The sequence below is a fragment of the Methylophilus sp. DMC18 genome, assembly GCF_056314005.1.
This window is the reverse complement of record NZ_JBQUZE010000003.1, coordinates 119,960-144,368: the sequence shown is the minus strand read 5'-3', so window position 1 is coordinate 144,368 and position 24,409 is coordinate 119,960. Positions and strand designations below refer to the sequence as shown.

The 24,409-nt window shown below is 52.8% G+C and carries 27 protein-coding genes and 2 riboswitches; of the genes, 12 read left to right on the top strand and 15 right to left on the bottom strand.

Annotated elements, in window-relative coordinates; genetic code table 11:
• Window position 1: 1 nt before the first annotated feature.
• The 5 genes from ACT53G_RS07590 to def all read right to left on the bottom strand — a co-directional run bounded on the left by ACT53G_RS07590 (window position 2) and on the right by def (window position 4,368).
• Complete coding sequence (locus ACT53G_RS07590; protein ID WP_194748820.1) at window positions 2-577, bottom strand: DUF4390 domain-containing protein; 576 nt, start codon at window positions 575-577, stop codon at window positions 2-4.
• Window positions 555-1,844, bottom strand: a complete 1,290-nt coding sequence (gene rsmB, locus ACT53G_RS07585) for a 16S rRNA (cytosine(967)-C(5))-methyltransferase RsmB (protein WP_379074419.1) — start codon at window positions 1,842-1,844, stop codon at window positions 555-557. Before rsmB ends, ACT53G_RS07590 begins: the two co-directional genes overlap by 23 nt.
• A gap of 119 nt (window positions 1,845-1,963) precedes the next feature.
• Window positions 1,964-2,833: a zinc metalloprotease HtpX gene (gene htpX / locus ACT53G_RS07580; RefSeq protein WP_194748822.1), complete on the bottom strand. Its 870-nt coding sequence runs from the start codon at window positions 2,831-2,833 to the stop codon at window positions 1,964-1,966.
• An 84-nt stretch (window positions 2,834-2,917) separates the two neighbouring features.
• Complete coding sequence (gene fmt, locus ACT53G_RS07575) at window positions 2,918-3,838, bottom strand: methionyl-tRNA formyltransferase (RefSeq protein ID WP_476169110.1); 921 nt, start codon at window positions 3,836-3,838, stop codon at window positions 2,918-2,920.
• A gap of 14 nt (window positions 3,839-3,852) precedes the next feature.
• On the bottom strand, window positions 3,853-4,368 hold the full coding sequence (def, locus tag ACT53G_RS07570; protein WP_194748824.1) for a peptide deformylase: 516 nt from the start codon (window positions 4,366-4,368) through the stop codon (window positions 3,853-3,855).
• Window positions 4,369-4,534: 166 nt separating this feature from the next.
• On the opposite strand from def, the gene ACT53G_RS07565 reads away from it, so the two are divergent.
• The 3 genes from ACT53G_RS07565 (at window position 4,535) to ACT53G_RS07555 (ending at window position 7,242) form a co-directional block, all read left to right on the top strand.
• Complete coding sequence (locus ACT53G_RS07565; RefSeq protein ID WP_476169109.1) at window positions 4,535-5,572, top strand: LysM peptidoglycan-binding domain-containing protein; 1,038 nt, start codon at window positions 4,535-4,537, stop codon at window positions 5,570-5,572.
• Between the two features lie 11 nt (window positions 5,573-5,583).
• The gene (dprA, locus tag ACT53G_RS07560; RefSeq protein ID WP_476169108.1) at window positions 5,584-6,696 is read left to right on the top strand and encodes a DNA-processing protein DprA; all 1,113 of its coding nucleotides are present in this window, start codon (window positions 5,584-5,586) and stop codon (window positions 6,694-6,696) included.
• Window positions 6,697-6,774: 78 nt separating this feature from the next.
• On the top strand, window positions 6,775-7,242 hold the full coding sequence (locus tag ACT53G_RS07555; protein ID WP_275357717.1) for a Smg family protein: 468 nt from the start codon (window positions 6,775-6,777) through the stop codon (window positions 7,240-7,242).
• Between the two features lie 72 nt (window positions 7,243-7,314).
• Here the strand turns inward: ACT53G_RS07555 and metF are convergent, their stop codons facing one another.
• The 3 genes from metF to ahcY form a co-directional block, all read right to left on the bottom strand.
• Window positions 7,315-8,142 (bottom strand): methylenetetrahydrofolate reductase [NAD(P)H], encoded by an 828-nt coding sequence (gene metF, locus ACT53G_RS07550; protein WP_194748828.1) that lies wholly within the window; start codon window positions 8,140-8,142, stop codon window positions 7,315-7,317.
• 58 nt (window positions 8,143-8,200) lie between these two features.
• Window positions 8,201-8,551 (bottom strand): phage holin family protein, encoded by a 351-nt coding sequence (locus ACT53G_RS07545; RefSeq protein WP_194748829.1) that lies wholly within the window; start codon window positions 8,549-8,551, stop codon window positions 8,201-8,203.
• A gap of 102 nt (window positions 8,552-8,653) precedes the next feature.
• A complete protein-coding gene (gene ahcY, locus ACT53G_RS07540) occupies window positions 8,654-10,063 on the bottom strand; it encodes an adenosylhomocysteinase (RefSeq protein WP_476155843.1) in 1,410 nt (469 codons plus the stop codon).
• Window positions 10,064-10,156: 93 nt separating this feature from the next.
• Window positions 10,157-10,239, bottom strand: a riboswitch (S-adenosyl-L-homocysteine riboswitch).
• Window positions 10,240-10,465: 226 nt separating this feature from the next.
• On the opposite strand from ahcY, the gene ACT53G_RS07535 reads away from it, so the two are divergent.
• The gene (locus ACT53G_RS07535) at window positions 10,466-10,615 is read left to right on the top strand and encodes a hypothetical protein (protein WP_194749138.1); all 150 of its coding nucleotides are present in this window, start codon (window positions 10,466-10,468) and stop codon (window positions 10,613-10,615) included.
• Window positions 10,616-10,698: 83 nt separating this feature from the next.
• On the opposite strand, the gene ACT53G_RS07530 is transcribed toward ACT53G_RS07535, so the two are convergent.
• The 5 genes from ACT53G_RS07530 to ACT53G_RS07510 form a co-directional block, all read right to left on the bottom strand.
• Window positions 10,699-11,706 carry a S1 family peptidase gene (locus ACT53G_RS07530; protein WP_228518842.1) on the bottom strand — a complete coding sequence of 336 codons (1,008 nt, stop codon included), beginning with the start codon at window positions 11,704-11,706 and terminating at the stop codon, window positions 10,699-10,701.
• 367 nt (window positions 11,707-12,073) lie between these two features.
• The gene (locus tag ACT53G_RS07525) at window positions 12,074-13,648 is read right to left on the bottom strand and encodes an FAD-binding domain-containing protein (protein ID WP_476169107.1); all 1,575 of its coding nucleotides are present in this window, start codon (window positions 13,646-13,648) and stop codon (window positions 12,074-12,076) included.
• Window positions 13,635-14,513, bottom strand: coding sequence for an alpha/beta hydrolase (locus ACT53G_RS07520; protein WP_476169106.1), 879 nt, complete (start codon window positions 14,511-14,513; stop codon window positions 13,635-13,637). The genes ACT53G_RS07525 and ACT53G_RS07520 overlap by 14 nt, the downstream gene beginning before the upstream one ends.
• Window positions 14,514-14,571: 58 nt before the next feature.
• On the bottom strand, window positions 14,572-15,744 hold the full coding sequence (locus ACT53G_RS07515) for a GGDEF domain-containing protein (RefSeq protein WP_476169105.1): 1,173 nt from the start codon (window positions 15,742-15,744) through the stop codon (window positions 14,572-14,574).
• Between the two features lie 34 nt (window positions 15,745-15,778).
• Window positions 15,779-16,243, bottom strand: coding sequence for an EVE domain-containing protein (locus ACT53G_RS07510; RefSeq protein WP_194748834.1), 465 nt, complete (start codon window positions 16,241-16,243; stop codon window positions 15,779-15,781).
• Between the two features lie 68 nt (window positions 16,244-16,311).
• Here ACT53G_RS07510 and ACT53G_RS07505 point away from each other — a divergent pair, with 68 nt between their 5' ends.
• The gene (locus ACT53G_RS07505; RefSeq protein ID WP_275357727.1) at window positions 16,312-16,671 is read left to right on the top strand and encodes a DUF2237 family protein; all 360 of its coding nucleotides are present in this window, start codon (window positions 16,312-16,314) and stop codon (window positions 16,669-16,671) included.
• Between the two features lie 283 nt (window positions 16,672-16,954).
• Here the strand turns inward: ACT53G_RS07505 and ACT53G_RS07500 are convergent, their stop codons facing one another.
• Window positions 16,955-17,257: a cell division protein ZapA gene (locus ACT53G_RS07500; protein WP_338655521.1), complete on the bottom strand. Its 303-nt coding sequence runs from the start codon at window positions 17,255-17,257 to the stop codon at window positions 16,955-16,957.
• Between the two features lie 2 nt (window positions 17,258-17,259).
• Window positions 17,260-17,496, bottom strand: coding sequence for a hypothetical protein (locus ACT53G_RS07495; protein ID WP_194748837.1), 237 nt, complete (start codon window positions 17,494-17,496; stop codon window positions 17,260-17,262).
• Window positions 17,497-17,586: 90 nt separating this feature from the next.
• Window positions 17,587-17,798: riboswitch (cobalamin riboswitch) on the top strand.
• Here ACT53G_RS07495 and ACT53G_RS07490 point away from each other — a divergent pair.
• The 7 genes from ACT53G_RS07490 (at window position 17,799) to cobU (ending at window position 24,409) form a co-directional block, all read left to right on the top strand.
• A complete protein-coding gene (locus tag ACT53G_RS07490) occupies window positions 17,799-19,841 on the top strand; it encodes a TonB-dependent receptor domain-containing protein (RefSeq protein ID WP_476169104.1) in 2,043 nt (680 codons plus the stop codon).
• A gap of 87 nt (window positions 19,842-19,928) precedes the next feature.
• Entirely contained in the window at window positions 19,929-20,498 is a 570-nt protein-coding gene (locus ACT53G_RS07485) for a hypothetical protein (RefSeq protein WP_476169103.1), read from the top strand.
• Window positions 20,499-20,510: 12 nt separating this feature from the next.
• The gene (cobO, locus tag ACT53G_RS07480; protein ID WP_476169102.1) at window positions 20,511-21,116 is read left to right on the top strand and encodes a cob(I)yrinic acid a,c-diamide adenosyltransferase; all 606 of its coding nucleotides are present in this window, start codon (window positions 20,511-20,513) and stop codon (window positions 21,114-21,116) included.
• Window positions 21,116-22,417, top strand: a complete 1,302-nt coding sequence (locus tag ACT53G_RS07475) for a cobyrinate a,c-diamide synthase (RefSeq protein ID WP_476169101.1) — start codon at window positions 21,116-21,118, stop codon at window positions 22,415-22,417. Before cobO ends, ACT53G_RS07475 begins: the two co-directional genes overlap by 1 nt.
• Entirely contained in the window at window positions 22,414-23,088 is a 675-nt protein-coding gene (bluB, locus tag ACT53G_RS07470; protein WP_476169100.1) for a 5,6-dimethylbenzimidazole synthase, read from the top strand. The genes ACT53G_RS07475 and bluB overlap by 4 nt, the downstream gene beginning before the upstream one ends.
• Window positions 23,085-23,888, top strand: coding sequence for a cobalamin-binding protein (locus tag ACT53G_RS07465; protein WP_476169099.1), 804 nt, complete (start codon window positions 23,085-23,087; stop codon window positions 23,886-23,888). The genes bluB and ACT53G_RS07465 overlap by 4 nt, the downstream gene beginning before the upstream one ends.
• Window positions 23,885-24,409, top strand: coding sequence for a bifunctional adenosylcobinamide kinase/adenosylcobinamide-phosphate guanylyltransferase (cobU, locus tag ACT53G_RS07460; protein WP_194748844.1), 525 nt, complete (start codon window positions 23,885-23,887; stop codon window positions 24,407-24,409). The genes ACT53G_RS07465 and cobU overlap by 4 nt, the downstream gene beginning before the upstream one ends.

Here is a 24,409-nt window from a genome sequence, read left to right as displayed (position 1 = left end):
GCTAACGCTGGGTGTCCTTTACCCACCAGCTAAACGTCGGCGTGACCAGCTCCCAGTCACTTTCGCCCAGGGCATCCAGCTGCAAGGCTTTAGGCAGCTTGCTGGTATCCAGATGCATTTTGAGCGCCGCCTGATAGGGCTGATTTTTTTCTAGTGTGGCATGCGGCGTCAAGCGCCAGTCGCGGATCAGGCCCAACTCACGCCTGGCTTCAGCCAGGCTGTCGAATCCTTTTTGCTGTTGCGGATAATTAAGCAGATATTGCTTGGTCAGCGCGTGATAGTTGAGCGTGACGGCGCGACGCTCGGTCACCACCTCATCATCAAACCAGTACTTCATGGGTTTGATGATCTGGCATTCATACAAAAATGTCAGGGCGATGCCCTTACTCAAAGCTTCCTCAAGCGCGCGGCCAAAATGGATGTCCAGATCCGCATCCAGCGCCCAGGTATCTTCACGCAATACCAGCTCGGCACTTTTGACATGGGCATGATTGTTATTGGCAGCCAGTGCCAATGCTGTCATGGTCAGCAGAAAAAAAAGCGCCGAATAATATTTAATGTTTTTGTAAAAGCGCATAAAACAATCCGTCATGCGCGGCAGTGGGCAGCAATTGCCCGCCAATTGACTGCTGGCAAGGGAGGCCCGAGGCATCAAACTGCACTGGCAACCTGACCGCATCTGCATGCATGGTTAAAAACTGTTGAATCTGCATTTCATTTTCTTGTTGAAAAATCGAACAGGTGACGTACAGCAATTTACCGCCTTTTGCCAGCATATGCCACAAATTCAATAATATTTGCTGTTGCATCTGGGCAAATACCGTCAAATCCTGTGGCCGACGCAACCATTTCATATCGACATGCCTGCGCACGATGCCTGAGGCGCTACAGGGCACATCAGCCAGAATGCGGTCAAATAACTGACCATCAAACCAGTCGGCTTTTGCCGCATCGCCTGTCCTGACCTTGGCTTGCAAGCCCAGACGCTGCAGGTTGTCGTGGACACGGCGCAGGCGCTCTGCCTCCACATCCAGGGCAAGCAAGTCAATATCACTGGCTTCAAGCAAGTGACAAGTTTTACCGCCCGGCGCGCTACAGGCATCCAGCACGCGCATGCCTGCTTGCACATCCAGCAAAGGAACCGCCCACTGTGCGCCGGCATCCTGCACACTGAGCCAGCCTTGATCAAAATACGGCAGCTTGTGCACCGGCAACGGCTGCTGCAACTGAATCGCCGTACCGCCCAGCGCTTGCGCCGCAATCCCCGCATCATCCAGCGCCTGCATATAGCTGGCGACATCCGTTTTGCGCAGATTAATGCGCAACGTCATGGGGGGGTGGCTGTTGCCTATGGTCAGAATCGACTGCCAATGCTGAGGATATTGTTGTTTGAGGGTATCAATCCACCATTGCGGATAGTTAAATTGCACCGCTTCCGACTGACTCACTTGCGCCTGCAAGGCTGACCGTTGGCGCAAAAAATTACGCAATACCGCATTAACCAGCCCTTTTGCCCAGCGCAGCCCGGTTTTGCCCGCGGCTTCCACAGCCTGATTGACCACCGTAAAATCATCTTCGGCCCCATGCAACAGCTGCGACAGGGCAACCAGCAACAGCGCGTGTACACGTGCATCCGTCACGGGCTTGGCCGTCAGCGCCTGCAAATAAGCCGCGGCTTCGGCATACAAGCGCAAGGTGAGGTAACTGTAATCCTGTGCAGCCGCCTGCTGTTGCGGCGTCGCTGACTTGACCCTGCGCAATGCCTTGGGCATGGAAACAGTCAGGTTATGTCCGGCCAACACTTCGGCCACCGCAGATGCGGCTATGAGCTGGGCAACTTGCAAAAGAATACTCTGGTGAAAAAAAGACTATTCTACTTGATGCGCCCAAAATACACAGACAAAAACTCACGCAATAAAAAAGGCTTTCTTGCGAAAGCCTTTTTTGTCTGTTGAAATCGCGTTTAATACTGGTTAGCCAACGCCAGCAAACGGCGGATCCGCTCTTCGGTCTGCGGGTGGGTGCTGAACAACCCCGCCAGGTCTGCGCCTGATAAGGGGTTGATAATCATCATCTGCCCGGTTTCCGGGTGTTGCTCGGCAGTCATATTGGGAATCTGGTGCGCATAATTGTGGATTTTCTCCAGCGCGGCTGCCAAGGCTTTCGGGTCGCGGCTGATCTCAGCCCCCATGCGGTCTGCTTCATATTCGCGCGACCGTGAAATCGCCATCTGGATCAGCGAAGCGGCCAACGGTGCCAGAATCATAATCAAAATACCAATAATGGGATTGGGTCGGTCTTCGCCCTCCCGATGCCCGCCAAACATCAGGCCAAATTGCGCAATCGATGAAATGGCCCCGGCCACGGTGGCGGAGATAGTAGAGATCAAGGTATCGCGGTGTTTCACGTGCGCCAGCTCATGTGCCATCACACCGCGCAATTCGCGCTCACTCAAAATCTGCATGATGCCGGTAGTAGCTGCCACGGCAGCGTTCTCGGGGTTGCGGCCGGTCGCAAACGCATTCGGCTGGCTTTCATTGATCACGAACACACGCGGCATGGGTAATTGGGCCCGCTCGGCAAGCTCTTTGACCATGTTGTAATAGTTGCGGAACTGCCCATTGCCAAAATTATTTTCAGCATTGATCTCAACTGCGCCATACATTTTCAGCACCGCCTGGTCGCTAAACCAGTAGGCATAAAAGTTCATGCCGCCTGCCAGCAACAGCGCCAGCAACATGCCGCCCTGGCCACCCAGCGCGCCGCCCACCGCAACAAACAGGGCAGTAATCGCGGCCATCAACACAAAGGTTTTGGTCCAGTTACCTAACATAGTGACTCCTTCACAATTCGGTGAGTAATATCGACTTTAATATGCGGGGATGACAGGCATTTTTCAATGCCTGCACCAGATTGACTAGAAAAAGCGGTCGCCGACTTGCACATGCTGACCTTGCACAAACTGTTGTGCCGTTTGGCGCTTGCCACCCGGCATCTGCAACTCATGCAATTCTAATGCGCCGTCGCCACAGGCCACCTGCAGCGGATGAGTCTGCAACACAGTGCCTGGCTCGCCTTGACCCGCCACGGCTTGAGCAAACCACAGTTTGCAGACTTGATCATTAAATTTGGCTGTAGCGACCGGAAAGGGATTAAATGCACGAACCTGACGTGACAGTTGCTGAGCAGATTGCGTCCAGTCAATGGCTGACTCGGCTTTTTCGAGCTTGTGCGCATAGGTCACCAGCGCCTCGTCCTGTACTTCAGAGGCCAGACGACCGGTAGCTTGCAAGGTCTGCATCGCCTCGACCATCAAGCGCGCCCCTTCGCGACTGATCGCATCATGCAAGGTCTGCGTGGTATCGGCTGCAGTAATCGCCACCGACCATTTACTGATCATATTGCCGGCATCCAGCTTGGGCACCACCTCCATGATGGTGACGCCCGTCTCGGCGTCCCCAGCCAGAATGGCCCGGTGGATGGGCGCAGCCCCGCGCCAGCGTGGCAGCAAGGAGCCATGGATGTTGTAACAGCCTCGCGTCGGGATGTTCAGCACCGCGGTCGGAATAATCAGGCCATAGGCCGCAACGATCAGCACCTCGGCGTTGACCGCGGCAATCTCGGACTGCACCTCGGCGGGCTTAAGGCTTTCTGGCTGAAAAACACGTAAGCCGTGTTGCAAGGCGAGCTGTTTGACCGGACTCGCTTTTAACTGCATGCCACGGCCCGCGGGGCGGTCTGGTTGCGTCAACACCATGACGATGTCATGGCCCGCGTCTATGAGTCCTTGCAAAGCCGGTACTGCAAACTCCGGGGTCCCGGCATAAATAATACGCATGCAACCTTCCTGACTTAATAACTGTTGCGCTCGATTTCGCGCGCGTGCTTGACCATTCTGGTCCGGATACGGTTACGTTTGAGCGTGGAGAGATACTCCACAAACACCTTGCCCAGCAAATGATCCATTTCATGCTGGATACAGACGCTCAGCAAACCATCCGCATCCAACCTGAAAGTGTTGCCATGCACATCTTTCGCTTCGACGGTAATAAATTCAGCGCGCGTCACACTTTCATAGATGCCGGGCACTGACAGGCAACCCTCTTCATAATCCTGGCTACCTGACTGGGCAATGATTTTAGGATTGATCAGCACCAGCAAATCGTCTTTTTCCTTGCTCAAGTCAATCACGATCAACTGGATGTGCTGGTCGACCTGCGTAGCAGCCAAGCCTATGCCTGGCGCATCATACATGGTCTCAGCCATATCGCTGACCAGTTGCTGTAATGCCTCATCAAATACTTGCACCGGTTTGGCCACCGTATGCAGGCGTGGATCCGGATATTGCAAAATTGGAAGTAGTGCCATGCTCTACAAATCTTTCCATTCAAATAGTTTGTGCAAAAACAGGGCAAAACGCCTGCTTTTTCACCTTGATCAGAACTTTAAAGCCATGCTAGATTGGTTGATATTGCGCAGTGGCTGTGCGCAGGTACAGCCCATCCATTTGTGTCGCATAAAACAGAGACGCCACATGACGAAAATTGTTCAAATTATAACCTCGCTTGCGCTGGCTTGTAGCAGCTTATTGTTACAGGCAGAAGAAATTCCGTTGCGGCCGCAGCACCCCGACCGGCATGTCGTCGTCAAAGGCGATACCTTGTGGGATATTTCGGCCAAGTTTCTGAAAAATCCATGGCAATGGCCACAGATTTGGCAATTAAACCGGTCTAGCATTAAAGATCCGCACTGGATTTATCCGGGGGATGTCATCGTGCTCGACACCAGCAGCGGCCAACCCGTACTCAAACTGGTGCGCGAATCTGTCACCCTGGAGCCTGGCATGATCGTCACGCCAATCAAAGGCGATGCCATCCCCGCCATACAGCCCAATATCATCCAGCCCTTTTTGACCAAGCCCATGCTGATTGCGCCAGAGGCGCTCAAGTCGGCGCCCAGAATTGTGGCGGCGCAGGAAGAACGTGAGATTCTGAGCCCAGGCACACGCATTTATGTGCAGGGCCTGCCAGACGCTCCACGCAACGCCTGGGCGATCTACCGCGAGGGGGAGGCGATCAAAAACCCTGAAAATGGTGAGCTGCTGGGCACAGAAGCGCATTATCTGGGGGAGGCCAAACTGCTGCGCTCAGGCCAGCCTGCCACCTTGACCGTAACCCAGGCCAAAGAGGAAATTGCGGTTAAAGACAAACTGATTGCGATGGAAGACTCCCTTAGCCCGCCTTATCTGCCGCATGCGCCCGAACGCCAGATTGAAGGCCAGATTGCACGCGTGAGCGAAGGCATCAACGAGACTGGCTATGGCCGCGTGGTGGTGCTCAATCGCGGCGAAGCGCAAGGCCTGGAGCGCGGTCACGTGCTTTCGGTGCTGCGCAAAGGCGCCAGCATGGTAGACCCCGAATCCGCAGACCCTAAGCATCCTGTCATGATCCAGTTGCCGGATGAGCCTGTCGGCTTGGTGATGGTCTTCAAAACCTTTCCCAAGCTGTCATACGCGCTCGTCATGCAAGCGTCGCAACCTATCCATGTAGAAGACGTGGTGCGCACCCCCTGATCTCCGCACTGATGGTCACAGATACTGAAGAGAGCGCAGCCTGGATTGCCTTAAGCCTGGTCGAAGGGCTGGGCAGTGTCACCTATTGCCAGCTGTTGCTGCACTTTAAAACCCCGCAGGCGATTCTGGCCGCCTCCTATAGCAGCTTGTGCGAACTGGTCAGCAAAGACGTCGCCGAAGGGATACAAAAAGCGCCAGAAGACCCGCATATTGCCAAGACACTAGACTGGCTCTCACAACCAGATAACCACCTGATCACACTGGCGGATGCCTACTATCCGCAACGCCTGCTCAGCATAGACCAGCCGCCGCCCGTGCTCTATGCCAAAGGCAACCTGCAAATGCTCAAGCGGCCTGGCCTGGCCATTGTCGGCAGCCGCCACGCCACACCGCAAGGCGAGTCTACCGCCGAACAATTTGCCGAAAGCTTGTGCCGGGCCGGATTTGCCGTGGTCAGCGGGCTGGCATTAGGCATAGACGGCGCCGCACACAGAGGCGCGCTCAAAGCAGATGGTGCCACGATTGCTGTGGTCGGCACGGGGCTGGATATTGTCTATCCGGCACGGCATAAAGCCCTGGCCCACCAGATTGTGCAGTATGGCTTGTTGCTCTCCGAGTACCCACTAGGGACGCCATCTTTGACGCACAACTTTCCCAGACGCAACCGCATTATCAGCGGCCTGTCTGAAGGCTGTCTGGTGGTAGAGGCCAATATTGATAGCGGCTCACTCATCACTGCACGCCTAGCGATCGAACAGGGCCGTGAAGTCTTCGCCATTCCCGGCTCCATTCATTCGCCGGTGTCCAAAGGGTGCCATGCGCTGATCAAACAAGGGGCAAAGCTCGTCGAGTCCACCGAGGACATTGTCAGCGAATTGAAGCATGTCCGCCTGCCCAACCCCGCACTTTCGATTAGCCCGAATGGGTCACTACCCGATTGGACTAATCTACCCGCCGAAGCCAGTCCTGTCCTGGCTTGCATGGGGTTTGACCCCATCTTTGCAGAGCTCATTGCGGCCCGCGCCGGGTTGACGCCCGAACAAGTTTCCACCATGCTAACACTACTTGAATTAGAAGGTGTGGTCAGCCATCTCGCCAACGGCCAATTCCAGCGATTGGTTTAAAGCTCGGTTCAGACCCACCCCAGTATCGCTGCTATTCACTACTAATAGCGGAGCAGCGTGTTTGAGGAGAATTTAGACATGTTGGAAGTACTGATATTTATCTATCAAAATTATTGGGATAAGCATGATGCGTTTGAGCTGAAAGAAACAGACGAAACCATCATGGCCTATGAGCTCTCCCAGGCCGGGTTTAACCACCAGGATATTTTACATGCCGTGGGCTGGGTGAAAGACCTGCGTCGCTCGGTGCAACAGCCGCAATACCAGCACGACCCGTTTGCGATTCGCGTCTATTGCGAGATGGAACGCAACAAGATCAGTGACGACAGTCTGAACTTTCTGGGCTTGCTACAAAGAAGCGACATCATCACGGCTTATGAGCGCGACCTGATTATTGATCGTGCCATGGTCTTGCCGCAAGAAACCTTGAGCATGGAAGATATCCGCTGGATCACCATGATGGTGCTGTGGGACGAAACGCGCAAGCAGGATTACCTGTTTGTTGAAGATGCCTTGTTTAACCCGCAAGGTTTGTCATTGCAATAACCCAACAGAGCGACACAAAAAAAAGCGCGGCTGATTCAGTCCGCGCTTTTTTGTTTACCAGTATTTTTACGACTACAGTTGCCGGATAATCTGGCCAATAATGCCCGCCTGGTTCAGGGTGTAGAAGTGCATTTTATCTACGCCTGCCTCAATCAGTTTGGTACAGATATCAGTGACCACCTCCGCGCCAAAAGCGCGCAATGAAGCCATATCATCGCCATAGGCTTCCAGCCGCATACGCAGCCAGCGTGGAATCTCGGCACCACACACACTGGAGAAGCGCGCCAGTTGCGTATAGTTATAAATCGGCATGATGCCGGGAATAATCGGTGCAGTGACACCCAGCTTCTGCGCCGCTTCTACAAAACGGAAATAGGCATCCACATTGTAAAAATACTGTGTAATGGCCGAATCTGCGCCAGCATCGATTTTACGCTTGAAGTTTTCAAGGTCTTTTTGTGCCGAGCCGGCTTCCGGGTGAAACTCGGGGTAAGCCGCCACCTCCAGGTGAAACCAGTCGCCGGTCTCGGCGCGGATAAAACTCACCAACTCATTGGCATATTTAAAATCCCCCGCACTCACTTCGCCTGAGGGAATATCGCCACGCAAGGTCACCAGTCTATTGATGCCTTTCGCCTGATAGGCTTGCAGCAATTCGCGGATTTCTTCTTTGCTGGAAGAAATACAGGAGATATGTGGGGCTGCACCATGGCCTTCAGCCTGGATTTCGAGCACACTGTCCATGGTACGGTCGCGGGTTGAGCCCCCCGCACCAAACGTGACGGAAAAAAACTCGGGAGAGAATACGGCCAGCTCTTTGCGTACTTGACGCAGGTTCGCCATGCCTTCCGCCGTTTTGGGCGGAAAAAACTCAAAACTGTAAGCGATTTTTTGATTCACTGTTTTCTCTTTTATTTCTAAACGCGTGATTTCAGGCAGATGCGGGGATGGTCAGGGGTCAGTCTTTTTCGTTGAACACAATCGCACTCAGTATCCAGGCAATCACGCTATACACCAGGGCGCCTATGACGCCAGTCATCACACTATTGACGACAAAGCCTTGCAACAGGTGGCCGACAAACCAGAAGAGCAGACCATTGATGACTAACAGAAACAGTCCCAACGTCAGCAAGGTAATCGGCAAGGTCAAAAGCACCAGAATCGGCTTCACCAGCATATTGGCCAGACCAATCACGACAGCAGCCACCAGCGCAGCGCTGAAATTGGCCACTTGAATGCCTGGGACCAGATAAGCCACGGCCATCAGTGCCAATGCATTGAGTACCCAAACAACCAGTAGTTTAAACATGCCGCCTCCTTGGATGAAAGATGAGGCAAAGTGTACACCAAATCTGCGCCAGAACATCTGGCGCAGGGCGGCATGGTTTAGCGCACGCTGAAAAGCGCGTGATTAATAGCGATAATGCTCAGGTTTGAATGGGCCGGTTTTGCTTACGCCAATATAGGCTGCTTGTGCATCGGTCAAGGTGGTCAATTGCGCATTGAGTTTCTTCAACTGCAAGATCGCCACTTTTTCATCCAGATGTTTAGGCAGGGTGTAAACGCCAACCGGATACTTGTCGGCCTGGGTAAACAATTCAATCTGCGCAATGGTCTGGTTGGCAAAGCTGGAGCTCATCACATAGCTTGGATGACCTGTGCCGCAGCCCAAATTGACCAGGCGGCCCTTGGCCAGCAAGATGATGCGCTTGCCGTCCGGGAAAATCACGTGATCGACTTGTGGCTTGATCTCTTCCCACTGGTATTTTTCGATGCTGGCAACATCGATTTCATTGTCGAAGTGACCAATGTTACACACAATCGCCTGATCCTTCATTTTGGCCATGTGCTCATGCGTAATCACATGGTAGTTACCCGTCGCTGTAACAAAAATGTCCGCATGTTCAGCCGCATAATCCATGGTCACAACGCGGTAGCCTTCCATCGCGGCTTGCAGGGCACAAATCGGGTCAATCTCGGTCACCCAAACCTGGGCTGACAAAGCACGCAACGCTTGTGCAGACCCTTTACCCACGTCACCGTAACCGGCAACAACGGCAATCTTGCCTGCGATCATGACATCGGTCGCACGCTTGATGCCATCCACCAGAGACTCACGGCAACCATACAAGTTATCAAACTTGGACTTGGTCACAGAGTCATTCACGTTAATCGCAGGGAAAGCCAACTTGCCTTCTTTATGCATTTGATACAAACGGTGCACGCCCGTGGTGGTTTCTTCGGTCACGCCTTTAATCGCAGCCAACCGCACGGAGTACCAGGTCGGGTCTGTTTTCAGCTTGGCCTTGATGGCGTTGAACAAGCAGATTTCTTCTTCTGAAGTGGGGTTCGCCACCACAGACACATCTTTTTCGGCACGGCTACCCAAATGCAGCAACAGGGTCGCATCGCCACCATCATCCAGAATCATGTTGGAGTAGCCACCATCCGTCCACTCAAAAATACGGTGGGTGTAATCCCAATACTCTTCCAGCGTTTCGCCTTTCACGGCAAACACGGCAGTGCCCGTCGCGGCAATCGCAGCGGCGGCATGGTCCTGGGTTGAGAAAATATTGCAAGAAGCCCAGCGCACTTCAGCACCCAAGTCCTTCAGGGTTTCAATCAGTACAGCGGTCTGGATAGTCATATGCAGAGAGCCAGTAATGCGCGCGCCTTTCAGTGGCTGTTGCGCCGCGTACTCTTCGCGGATTGCCATCAGGCCAGGCATTTCAGTCTCGGCAATCGCAATTTCCTTGCGACCCCAGGCGGCCAGGCCCATATCTGCGACTACATAATCTTTGATATCAGCTACAGTATTCATGTTTCAAATCCTTAAAAAAATGAAAACTGAGCAGGAAAAGTTCGATAAGAACCGGTGGCAACGTTGTTCACCTTTTTTCCGTGCTCGCACAGTGAAAAGTGAACGCCGTTGAGATGCTTTACAGCAAATGCTCTGAGCCTGGGAGTCGAGTGACTCTCGCAGCGTTCCTCAGAAGTTGCGAATTATACGCGAACCCAAGGATTTTACAAAAAACAAATCCTGAGCAATCAAAGAACAACCACTGAAAACCTGCTCAAATAGCGGCCTAGAAATACCCTTTTTACCGATTCATTAAATTGACCGAATTACCTGCTGCTACTCTGTCAAATCAGTTTCACCCGCCTGTGCCATGATGACATCACGTTCTCAAATATCCTCATTTAGTATAGAAAGGTGATTACTATGACCATGTATCAAGTAATGGATGAAGAAAATCATTGCATCGCAACCTTTCATCATTTTCAGGAAGCCATGTATACCGCACAAGACTTCACCCTGTGGGATGATGAACATTACTATCATGTCGAAGAGCTGGATCTGGCCGTCGCCTAAGCAAACCGTCCCGACATCAAAAGAAAAAAGCGCCAGTTAAGGCGCTTTTGTATTGGGGCTGACACAACACCGCCAGCCTCGCATCAAGGCAAGGTTTTCATCGCCACTTTGAGCTCTTCAGCCTTTTCGGCATCCAGCTGTGTCAGCGTATCCACATTGGCCAAGGCTTCTATATGTTTACCGTTGGACTCCGCAATCAGGCCCAGGTAATAAAAAGCCTGACTATGCTGATCGTTCATGCTGACGACACGGTGCAAGTGTTGCTCAGCCATGGTGAGATCCTTGGTTTCATATTCAGCTGCAGCCAGATAAAACCAGGCTTCTGTATTATGAGGTTCCTGAGTCGTCCATTGCTGGGCAATCGCTTTCAGGCCATCCCAGTCCTTGTGCAGGTAAGGAAACACCACTTTCATGAAATAAGGCCATTCAGCTGCTGGCTTGCCCCAGAAAGGCAGCTCGCTTTTTACCACAATCGGGCCCGCTGGCTGCGCGATCAAAGCCTGAACCCAGTCAATCGACATGTAATAGTAGTAGGCATCTTTACCAGGGCTCTTGAGTGTAATCAGGCCGACCAACGCGCCCGTCTCATCAAACAGACCACCACCACTGGCGCCTTGTCTGAAACTGCTGGTTGCCCGCACAATCACGGAGTCATCCATGGCAAACAGCCCCTTGACCACCCCTTGGCTGCTTACAGGCGCGGCGACAAAACTCGGATAGCCGATATTAAACACTGCCTGTTCGTATTTGAGATCGCGGCTGGACTTCATGGTGACTGGGCTAATCGGCAGGTCATCCATTTGCAGCATGCAAACATCATGCTTCCAGTCCGGTTTGACACCCACGGCATGGTAAGCCGCCCCGCCACTGACTACGCTGATACTGGTGGCATTGGCAACCACATGGCAGTTGGTCACAACCTGATTTTCAGCCACCACGACGCCTGAACCCAGCCCGTATTGCCCATTTTTCAGGCCGACCTGCACACGTAGCACGCGGCTGTTCAACGCCTGCATGAGCTCGGCAGAAGGCTCTGCCATCAATGGGATTGCCAGGCAACCTAACAAACATCCGATCAACCATTTTGCCATGTCTTGCTCCAATCTGCGAAGGTAGGCAACAAGGAATGCACTACCTGTAATACGTTTTGGAAAGCTTCTTAAACTGTTTATAGCAAAACGTATTCCAAGCTGGAGAATGCGGGCTCACTTCCCGCCAGACTATGGGGAGACCATGAGAAAGAAAGGAGAGATTTTATATTTACATTTAAAAATCAATGAGATACGTAAAAATAACTATCGTATCACTGTAGTCGCTCAGTCGACTGCTTGAGCGAGCGGCCAGAAGTGCCGCAGCAGACCGCTCAGCACACGCACAAAATCAGTGCGCAAAATCAGTGCATGCACTACCGAGTCGCACGCCTTATCGGTTTCGCAAACATCAGCAACGGGTGAAAGGCTAAAACTGCAGTGAAAGCTGGGATGCTGCCGGGCTTTGTGCACTCACGGAAGCCGTACTCCGATTTGATTTTTTGCGGAGACTGCCACGGTCTACCTTGGGAAAATGGCGCGATTTGCGCGAAGCATGCCGCTGCAAAATATCTGCGACAGCATGCGCTGGCATGGTCTGCCTGATTGCAAACCAATCCTGCTTGGCTGTCTGGATGGCCTCGCCAATATCAACCATGGGCGCAGGATAGTCGCGGCCAATCAGGCAGCCATACCGCCGCTGTAAACTCGTAGGCATGCGCCAGGGTTCAAAAATCCAGCTGTCTGGCACCTGTCGCAAAACAGGCAGCCACTGGCGGACAAACACCCCCTGAGGGTCCTGAGTCAAGGCTTGTTTAACCGGATGGTAAATGCGCAATGTATTGATGCCGGTCGTGCCAGACTGCATTTGCACTTGCGGCCAATGAATCCCCGGCTCGTAATCAACAAAAGCTCTGGCCAGATGCAACCCGCTTTGCCGCCAGGGCAGTTGCAACAAATAGCTGGCGGTACTCATGAGCATGGCGCGCATGCGAAAATTCAGCCACCCGCTTTGATTGAGCATCTGCATGCAGGCATCTACCAGTGGCCAGCCAGTCTGGGCATCCTGCCAGGCTTGTAAACGTAAGGCGACCCCAGCATCGGGTAACCGGGACTGTAGTGCCTCGAAGCCCCGGTAAAAACTCTGGTGTTCAATCCGCGGTTCGCTTTCAAGCTTTTGCATAAAATGGCAATGCCAGTGCAAGCGGCTTTCAAAACTGTGCAGCTGACGGCGCTGTTGCACGTTTTCAGTCTGCTGCGCACGGGCCCGGGTAGCCTGTACCACGGTACGCAGGCTCACAGCGCCCCATGCCAGATAAGGTGACAGGCGGCTACAGGCTTGGACAGCACTGAGCGGGCTGGAAATCCCCCGCTGATAACCATGTACGCGGCGCGTCAAAAAATCCGCCATCACCGCCTCAGCCACTCCTATACCGCCAACCTGACGTTCCGCTTGCGCGTGGCCAGCCACTGCTGGCAACCGCTCCAAGCCATGATCCGGTAACCGAACAGCAAGCCCGGATGCAGGCACCGCAATGACAGGCGCCTGCATGCGTAACGCCCACTGCGCTTGCCACTGTTGCCGGTCTGACAGGCGTCTCACCACCCCATTCTGAGGCCATTCCTGCCAGACGATTCCTTGCATCCTGCACCACGCTTGCACCTGCCGGTCGATGGTGTAGGTGTGTTGATTCCCGGTTTCTTCATGGCTATACAGTCCGGCGATCCCGAATTTTGCATGCAGCCTCTGTAACAGCGTCAAGGGGTCGTGATGATAGACATGCAAATGCAATCCCAGCTGTTGCAAGGCATCTGCAAGGTCCTGCAAACAGTCGCGCACGAACATGGCCTGACTGAGGCTGGCATCCTCTGCCGACCACACTTGTGGAGCCCAGATAAAGAGCGGCAAAACCGGCCCAGCCTCACAGGCGGCAGACAGCGCGGCATGATCCGCGACACGTAAATCGCGCTTAAACCAGACCACATGCACATCACGCAGAGGCATGCTGGCCAATCCAGTCGCAAATATCTTGCAGCAATGGACTGTTGCCGCGCAGGGGTCTGGCCAGCTTGGCGACCATATCCACATGGTTGTAGTTGGCATAAGTCAGCAACTTGACCTCGCTGCCTTGCGCCTCAAGCGCACGCGCCAGATTGATCGAGTTTCTGGGCCAAACGGTTTGGTCTTTCAGGCCGGCAAGCAGTAGTAAAGGCGGATGTTGGCCGCTGACAAAACGGATAGGCTGTGATTGCCACTCCTGCTCAGCAGGTGCAAAAATCGCGCGTAACGTATCCGAGGTGAGCGGCAAAAAGTCATAAGGTCCGGCCAGGCCTATGGTGCCTTTAATCGCGGTGGGTGATAATCCTACAGCCGCCAGATAGGCAGCATTCAAGGTCAGCATGACGGCCAGATGTGCGCCCGCAGAATGCCCCATCAAGAAGACACGCGACGCATCGCCTTGATACTCGGCCACGTGTTGCTTGACCCATTGCAATGCCAGCGCGGGGTCTTGCATCAATTGCGGAAACTTAAGTTCGGGATAGAGCCTGTAATCGGCAATCACAACCAGCATGCCTTGCGACGTCAACGCCTCTGCCACAAACAGGTAATCTTGCTTGCTGCCAGACTCCCAGCTACCGCCATAAAAAAACAACACCACAGGGCGTGGTGTTGCAGCATGGTCACGTGGCTGATAAATATCCAGGCGCTGCCTGCTGTGCGGCCCAAAAGCGATATCGCGATGGATGCGCATACCTTTATCGGGAATCACCGCGTTTAACAAAGTGACTGGCCGACAGGCCGAAAGCAGCAGACCGGCCAAGCCAGTCAACCAGCTACGCCGCGTCAATTGAGGATTTTGCAGATTCATAGGCATTGATGACCATGCCCAAGATAGAAAATTCCCGCCGCAATAATGATCGCTATCGTTAATGGTTGGCAATATAGACGCGGTTACGGCCCTGCTGCTTGGCCGTGTACAAAGCAAAGTCTGCCATTTTCATCAGCTGCGTCAAGCCATCTTGCGTCCCCAGTTGCGCGGTAGACACTAACCCAAAAGAGGCCGTGTAATGAATTTGCTCTCCTTGCTCGCTCATCACACTGTGATCAATTTCTGAGCGCAAGCGCTCAATCACATGTGCCGCTTCATGCAGGTCCGTCATCGGCATCAGAATGCCAAACTCTTCGCCCCCCAGGCGCCCAACCATGTCGCTGGTGCGCAAGGCACTCACGCAGCGCAGGCAAAAATTCTGCAAAACCAGGTCGCCAGCATGATGTCCGTATTGGTCATTAATCTTTTTAAAAAAGTCGATGTCCACCATGGCAAATGAAAACGAGGAGCCGTAACGCTGATAGCGCCGGATTTCTGACTCCAACTCATGAATGAAGTGCCGCCGGTTGGCGATCCCGGTTAAAAAGTCAGTAAAGGCAAATTTGTCTGCTTCAAGATGCAAATGGTATATGCGGCCCCCAACAAAGAGGCCTACCAGCAAAAACAGGGTCACCAGCAGCGCTGCGTAAGTGATGCCTTGATGGGTGTGCCGCTCCATGCGCTTTTCACTTTCGGCCACATACTCGTTGGCGCGCAAGTCCGCATGCGCGAGGATGGCTTCGTTGAGTTTTGCCACCTTGGCAAAGCGCGCATTCCAGGCCGTCTCAATCAGGGTGCTTGCTTCGGTATACCGTCCCTCAGCCAATTGCTTGATTACCGAGGCTGTCATTTCGTCCAGCGCTTGAATATTCTGTTTGAGCAGCGGTAATGGCGCGCGATCTCCCGAATAATTACGTTCTATGCTGGCGATTTTTTGTTGGGCAGCGGCCTCATGCCCCTTAATCGCCGCCACGGTATTGATCAAATGCACGCTGTCTGCCTGAATCAGCGTGGCATAGAGCAAGTCACTTCGGATCTGATGCAGCTGAGACTCCAGCGCCTGCGCAGCGTTGGAAACCGTAAAAGACTGCTCATAGAAATTGCGAGTGGTCTGGTGCATCTCCCGCATACTGGAAAAATAAATCCAGAGGAACAGCAGCACACCGATCAGAACGATCATAAAACCGGCGACAAGGATATACAAGACTGCTTTTCTACGCCTGATACTCATATCATGTACGCCACCAAAGTCGCCAAAGAAAAGGTTATGTGCTGAGCAGGGCCGTGATAAACGCCCACTCTTTGGGATCGACCGGGGTAATAGACAAGCGGTTCCCTTTTTGCAAGACACGCATGGTGGCCAGGGCGGGCGTTTCCCGCATCTCTTTCAAACTCAGCAATCGCGTTTTGCGCACCAGCTTGACATCTACATTCACCCAGCGTGGACTTTCCGGTGTAGACTTGGGATCAAAATACTTGTGCCCTTGCACAAACTGAAAACGGTCGGGATAGGCCAAGGTGCTGACCTCGCAAATGCCGACGATGCCAGGCTCAGCACAATTGGAGTGATAAAACAACACGCCATCGCCCACCTTCATCTGGTCACGCATGAAGTTTCGCGCCTGATAATTGCGTATCCCATACCAGTCTACAGTTTGATTGGGGAATCCCGCCAAATCATCAATGGAGACATCCGAGGGTTCGGATTTCATTAACCAGTAACGCGCCATGCCTGAAAACCTTCTTTACACATCTAAATGCCAGTATCATAAACCAAGTTAGAGCACAGTTGAAAATCATGACAAAAAACGTTTTAGGCACTCTTCTGATCCCTTGCAGTATGCAACCAGTCACAGGCTTTATGCGTGATGGTTGTTGCAGTCACCACCCGGAAGATTTAGGTAAACATACCGTCTGCGCAGAAATGACAGATGAGTTTCTGGCGTTTTCGCAAGCGCAAGGCAATGACTTGTCCACCCCCAGACCAGACTATGCATTTCCCGGGCTCAAGGCTGGTGATCGGTGGTGCCTGTGTGCGAGAAGATGGCTGGAAGCCAGTGAAGCGGGTTATGCGCCGCCAGTGATTCTGGAGTCTTGCCACGAAAACTGCCTGGAAATCATTAGCCTGGCGGACTTGAAATACCATGCCTTAAGATAACAAGACAAAGGTGCGAGAGGGGATGTGCTAAGGGGTTACCTGAGCCGCTAATCCTGAACCAAAAAAGTTCAGGTGGTAACAGCCTAAGGTACATTAGGTTCGCACGCCAAGGGCGTCTTAAAAGACCGCCCAACTTAGTGCGATCGCACCGCACCTGATGAGCCGAAACCTATAACAAAGACTAGTTCAAGGAATTTTGGACTCAGGCAACGCCTTAGCACACCACTTTTATGATACGTCATTTAATACTAATGACGGTTAAAATTTTGTGAAATGAAGCGGATTACAATAATTTGTGCTGGCCGGACAAAACATCATCGATCTGCTGCTGCATGGTAGAAATGCGCTTTTTCACATCGCCCACATCAACCCCGCCGCTACGCGTATTCAACAACTCATGGGTAATGTTCAGCGCGGCCATGATCGCAATGCGCTCCACACTCACCATCTTGCCCACATCACGAATTTCGCGCATTTTACCATCAAGGTAACCCACCGCCTGCAATAAAATGTCGCGCTCTTCGTCGGTACAGGTCACGCTAAACGCGCGGCCCATGATCTCGATATCAATCGGCTGTTTGGCCATGACTAACGACCTTCCTCAGGCAATGCCGACAACAACCGCTCCAGCTGTACACTGGCTTGCGTCATGTTCAGCTTTAGAGATTGTGACTCCTGATGCAAACGCGTGACCTCCTGACGTAACTCCACGTTTTCGTCACGCAGCTGGCTGCACAAAGCAATCAGCTTCGTCACACGCTCTTCAAGACTTTTTAAATCGGCATCCATCAGCCCATTATCTTTTAAAAAAACGAGTGTGGTCAATAGCTAAGCGCATTTTTTCAAAGTAAATTAAGAATTTGAAGCCCCTCGCAAGACACCTTGCAACTGGTCAAAGTCACCGCTTTAGACTAGAATGCCGAACAGTTGTCAGGTGCCTGCGTCTGCGTTCTTGCAGACAAGGGTGAAACTGGGAAACAGGTGCGCGAACCTCGTTCGCAATGCCTGTGCTGCCCCCGCAACGGTAAGCAAGTGCGGGTCTATCCACACGCCACTGAGTAAAAACTTGGGAAGGCGATAGACCAAAACTTGCCAGCCCGGAGACCGGCCTTATAACTTAAATAAGCATGGAAATACCGCGGGGTGACGGTTTCAAAACGAATGACATTCTCAAGCTATTAAATGTCTCCATCAATGTCTTTGATGTTGAGCCTGTCTACCTTGCGTTTCCTTTTTACTTTTTGCATGCGGGGTCGCATGCATTATCGGAAACAATCATGAATAAAAAAATCATTTTGGGACTCATCGCCCTTTCTCCTACGCTTACTCAAGCGCAAGAAGTCTTTTCAAATAGTAGTAGTGAAATTGCTTCACTGTCTTTGGATGAAGTTACTGTAACGGCAGCCAGGGTTCCCGTTTCGACTAAAACAGCTACTGGAGATGTTACTGTCATTACTCACGATGAAATTGATCGTTTAAAAGGCAGTTCACTTCCTGACTTGCTCAGATTGCAACCGGGTTTACAAATTTCCACCAATGGAGGCATGGGAACCGCAAGCAATGTATTTTTACGTGGCACCAATGCGGAACAGGTTGTGATTTTAGTGGATGGCTTGCGCATTAATTCGGCAACATTGGGTACGACTGCGATTGAAAACCTGCCGCTTGCGTTGATAGATAGAATAGAAATTCTTCGTGGCCCAGCTTCCAGCCTGTATGGCGCAGATGCCATTGGCGGAGTTATTCAGATATTTACTCGGCGGGGGAAAACCGATCAAACAAGATTTTTTGGTAGCGTAGGCGCAGGTAGCTATGATACCTACACAGGTAGCGCAGGGTTTGGCAGCCGCTATCGTGCCTTGCAATTTGGGGGGCAAATAAACAGCTATGACACACGCGGCATATCTGCCAAGAAACACCCACCTCAAGCCATTGATCGCGATCGGGACGGCTATCGTAACTTGAGTGGAAGTGCCTATGCCGACTTAGAGTTCAGAGAAGGACACAGCCTGGGCGTCAACTTCATGGAATCTGATGGACGGAATGATTTTGACAATGCATATAACAACTACTCTACAACCAATCAGCAGGCCTATGGCGCAACGCTCAAAAATCAACTTACTGAACATTGGAACAGTACCTTAAAATATGGAATCGGTCGCGAGCGCTCGTTTAGCCTGAATAGCGCTACCAGTAATAGTAAATTCGACTCAAAGCAGACGCAGATCACATGGCAACACGATTACTCCCTAGCTGTTGGGACCTTAACATTTGCCTACGATAGACTCGAACAAGATGTAGATACTTTGTCAAATGGCATTCCAAGCATTAGCAGAACAAGAAATGATGACGGCTTTCTTGTGAGCTTTGTGGGAAACCGTGCTGCACACAGCACCCAGATGTCAGTGCGTGAAGACCATAACAGTCAATATGGCAACTACGTTACGGGCGGTTTTGGTTATGGTTATACATTTTCGCCAGAATGGAAAGTCACTGCTCAATATGGTTCTGCGTTTAGAGCACCTACATTTAACCAATTGTATTTCCCTAGCTTTGGTGATCCAACGCTCAAACCAGAAAAGTCTGATAACTTTGAAACGAGCCTGCGGTACCAAAACACCGCCATACAGGCCAAAATGACTGTATTTGAGAATCACATTCGCGACCTGATTCAGAACGTTGGGCCTGCAACCTCAGGATGTTCCTTTACAGGATTCTGCCCCGTCAATGCCGGTAAAGTTGTTATTCAAGGACTAACCATCGAGGGAGGTGCCATGCTGGACGATGAATGGCAACTCGCTGGAAACCTCACTATTCAGTCCCCAAGAAGCGATGATACAAATAAACTGCTGCCAAGAAGAAGTCAGCGCTATGGCAATTTGCAGTTGCTATATAAATCAGGCAATTGGAATGCTAGCACCGAACTCTCAGCATCATCAGCTCGTTACAACGACTCGGAAAATAATTTCAGATTAGGGGGCTACACTTTATTAAACGCTTCGCTTGGCTATCAGTTAGCTTCCCACTGGAAACTTCTCGCGCGGGCAAACAACCTTTTGAATAAAGATTATGTATTGGCAACCACCAAGAGCTCGTTTTCGCCCAACGCGCCTGATTACAACACCATGGGTACCAACGTCTTTATCAGCCTGAATTACGATATGAAGTAAACCGGGAACGGGGGATTTTGCCCAAGCCCGTGCGAATTGGGCTAAAATCCACGTCTTATAATTAACCTTAATTTTGGAGTCGTTGGCATGCCACGTAACCTTTCAACTCAGTCTCTGGCAATTGGCTTTCTCATTGCCTTGATGGTCATTATCACGCGTGGTCATCATTTTGCTTCGATTGATTTTTTACCGAGCGCTTCTTATGCAGCGTTTTTTATCGCGGGTTATTACCTGCGCTCAACACTGGTGTTTGTGGCCTTGCTGGGATTGTGTGCTGCGCTGGATATGGCAGCCATCACCTGGGGCGGTGTGAGTAATTTCTGCGTGACCCCTGCTTATGGCTTTTTGTTGCCGGCTTATGGCAGCATGTGGCTGGCTGGCCGTTGGGCTGCGTCGAACACCACCTGGCAATTAAGCAGCCTGTTCAAGCTGACAGGTGCGGTATTGGTGGGATCTGTGCTTGCTGAGCTGTTCTCCAGCGGTGGGTTTTACTTCTTTGGTGGCCGCTACGCCGAACCGACCCTGGTTGAGTTTGGCGCGCGTCTGGTCAAATACTTCCCGAAACAAATTGAAGCGATTGCATTTTGGGTTGTGGTTGCAGTGATTGCACATGTGGCATTTGGCCTGGCCAAGCGCTCCGTGCGCGAAAACGCTTAAGTATTACGCACCATGGAAACCAATGATCGCGACAGTCGCCACAAGGCGCGCATGATCCGCAAAAAAGCGGTCATTGACGAAAAAATCGAGCAGGCCAACCAAGAAAAAGGCCTGCTACTCATCCTCACAGGCAACGGCAAAGGCAAAAGCTCTTCTGCCTTTGGCATGGTGGCCCGCTCGCTGGGCCACGGCATGCGTGTTGGTGTCGCCCAATTTATCAAAGGCCGTTCAGATACGGGCGAAGAAGCCTTTTTTCGCCAGCACCCTGCTGTGACCTGGCATGTGCTGGGCGAAGGCTTTACCTGGAACACACAAGACCGCCAACGCGACACCGAAACCGCCATGCATGGCTGGCAGATTGTGGCCAGGATGCTGCAAGATCCGGCCATCCATCTGGTGGTGCTGGATGAGCTCACCTACACCTTCAAATATGGCTACCTTGATGAACAAATGGTGTTGGATGCCATCGCCAACCGCCCACCCATGCAGCACGTGGTCATCACTGGCCGCGGCGCTTCCGAGGCATTGAGAAACGCTGCCGATACGGTGTCTGAACTGATGGATGTCAAGCATGCCTGGCGTGCAGGCATCAAGGCCCAGGCCGGGATAGATCTGTAATGCTAGCAACGGCGGCAAGCTGCCGGGCCATGTTAATGGCGGCCCCGGCGTCTGGGCAAGGCAAAACCATAGCTACCGCGGCCTTGGCCCGGGCTTATAAAAACCGCGGCTTACGCGTGCAGGCGTTCAAATGCGGGCCGGACTTTATCGACGGCATGATTCTGCAAGTGGCAACTGGCAAGCCAGTGTATAACCTCGACCTTGGCATGTGTGGTGAAGCCGATGCACAACGGCTGCTGCACAAGGCCGCCCAAGACAATGACGTGATTCTGCTCGAAGGGGTGATGGGGCTGTATGATGGCAAGCCTTCATGCGCCGATATTGCCGAGCGCTTTGGCATCCCTGTCGCACTGGTGCTCAATGCCAAAGCCATGGCACAGACCTGTGCCGCGGTCGCCTATGGTTTGTATGGCTTTCGGCCCGCCCTGCAGCGCGCCGGAGTGATTGCCAACCAGGTCGGCAGCGAGGGTCATGCCAATATGATTAAAGAAGCACTCCCCACGGACATCCCCTGGCTGGGTGCCATGAAATATGACACGCAACTGAGCTTGCCAGAGCGCCATCTGGGCTTGCATCTTGCCCAGGAAATCACGGATATAGACCAGCGCATAGAAGCTGCTGCGCAATTACTGGGGCAAGACATGCCATTGCCGCCGAGCGTGCAGTTTGCCGCACCCGAACAGCAGGCGATAACACCATTATTGCAAGGCAAAACCATTGCCGTGGCTAAAGATGCTGCTTTCTGCTTTACCTATCAGGCCAATTTGGATCTGCTACAGACACTAGGCGCACAGATTGCATTTTTTTCACCCTTGCAAGATACGCAATTACCGGCTGCGGATGCTTACTGGCTGCCGGGTGGCTACCCGGAATTGCATCTGGAGCGACTGCTCCACAACCACAGCATGCGTGAAGGATTACGCGCAGCCGCCGAATCAGGCAAACCCATATTGGCCGAATGTGGCGGCATGCTGGCACTCGGTGAAACACTAAATGGACAACCCGCCTTCGGCCTGCTCCCCGGCAGCGCCGCGCTTCAGCCCAAATTGCAAGGCCTGGGGACGCAGCATGCAACCTTTTCAGCGGCTGACAACAGCGCAACTGGCGATGACGCGGCGATGATAGGCGCGCACACTTTTCACTATGCCCGCTTTGACACCGACTTGCCGGTCATTGCGCAAGGCAAAGGTAAATATGGCGCGGGCGAGCCAGTCTATCGGCACCAATCCATCACTGCCAGCTTTCTGCACTTTTACTTCCCATCCAATCCGGCGTTGGCCGCCCAGTTTTTCCTGTCATGAGTTTTGCTTACCCTGACGCCGATAAAGCGGCGATTTACAAAGTGATTGCCGAACGACGCGATATGCGGCATTTTTTACCCACGCCTATCGCCCCCGAGTTATTGCAGAAATTACTGCAAGCCGCCCATCACGCGCCCAGTGTCGGCCTGATGCAGCCATGGCGGTTTATCCGCATCAGCGATGTCGCATTGCGAAAAGCCATCCACACGCTGGTCGATGAAGAACGCAAACTCACGGCCCAGGCCATCGGCGAAGTTGAAGACACGGCACGCATGGCCGAATTCATGCGGCTCAAGGTGGAAGGCATTTTGGACTGTGGCGAGGTGCTGGTCGCCACCCTGTGCGACCAGCGTGAAAAACATATTTTTGGCCGTCGTACACTGCCGGAAATGGACCTGGCCTCGGTCAGCTGTGCGATTCAAAACTTGTGGCTGGCTGCACGTGCAGAAGGCATAGGCATGGGCTGGGTCAGCCTGTTTGACCCACACCAACTGGCGCAATTATTGAATCTGCCTGAGGGCGCCAAACCAGTCGCCATTTTATGCTTGGGCTATGTGAATACGTTTTACAAATCGCCCATGCTGGTGGAAGAAGGCTGGACGACAGAAAAACCGCTCGCTGACATGCTGATGGAAAACGGCTGGCAACCTCATGAAAGTACACACACATGAAACGCTGGCCACAACGCATTGTCTGCCTGACTACCGAAACGGTGGAGGTACTCTACTTGCTGGGCGAGCAGGACCGTATTGTCGGTATTTCAGGCTTTACCACGCGCCCGGCCATCGCCCGCAAAGAAAAACCCAAGATCAGTGCCTTTACCAGTGCCAATATTGAGAAAATCCTGGCGCTGCAGCCTGACCTAGTGCTGTGTTTCTCTAACTTGCAGGCCGATATCGCGGCCTCACTGATCAAAGCCGGTTGCCAGGTGCATGTGTTTAACCAGCGCAGCCTGGATGAAACACTGCAGATGATACTCACCGTCGGTAATCTGGTCGGGGCCAGCGAAAAAGCAGAAGATTTAGTAGCACGCTACCAGGCACAATTGGGGGCAGCCCGCCAGCAGGCAGCCAATTGGCCGCGCAAACCCAAGGTCTATTTTGAAGAGTGGGATGAACCCATGATGTGCAGCATCCGCTGGGCGGCGGAGCTGATCGCTGCTGCCGGTGGGCAAGATTGCTTCCCTGAATTGAGCCAGTTTCACAGTGCCAGGAACCGCCAGGTCACCGCAGCGCAAGTGATCGCAGCACAACCGGACATCATCATCGGCTCCTGGTGCGGTAAGAAATTCCAGCCGGAAAAAGTCAAAGCCCGCCCAGGCTGGCAAGCCATGCCTGCGATCCGCGACGGGCATGTGTACGAAATCAAGTCGGTCGATATTCTGCAACCGGGGCCAGCTTTGTTTAGCGAAGGCCTGGTGCAATTGCAAACCATTATTCAACGCTGGCAACACCAAGGGGGTCACGCATGACTACGCACCTGATTTTAGGCGGGGCACGCAGCGGCAAAAGCGCCTATGCCGAGCGGCTGGCCTCGGCACTTGAATGCCCGGTCACCTATATCGCGACTGCCCAAGTCTACGATGACGAATTTGCCAAACGCGTGGAGCATCACAAAACCCGCCGTCCGCCTTACTGGGGATTGGTCGAAGCGCCATTCAACCTCGGGCAGACCTTGCTAGACAACGACGCACCAGACACCTGCCTGATTGTCGATTGTTTAACCTTGTGGCTGGCGCAATGCATCTGCCCGGACTGCGACAAACCGGAACGCTTGGACTGGCAGGCAGAAAAACAGGCGCTGCTGGCGGCCTTGCCGCAATTGCAAGCACACGTATTCTTAGTGAGCAACGAGGTCGGCATGGGCATTGTGCCCTTGGGTGAAATCAACCGCCAGTTTCAGGATGAACAAGGTCGCCTCAACCAGCACGTGGCAGCGGTTGCAAACCACGTGAGTTTTATTGCCGCAGGCTTGCCATTAACACTTAAATAA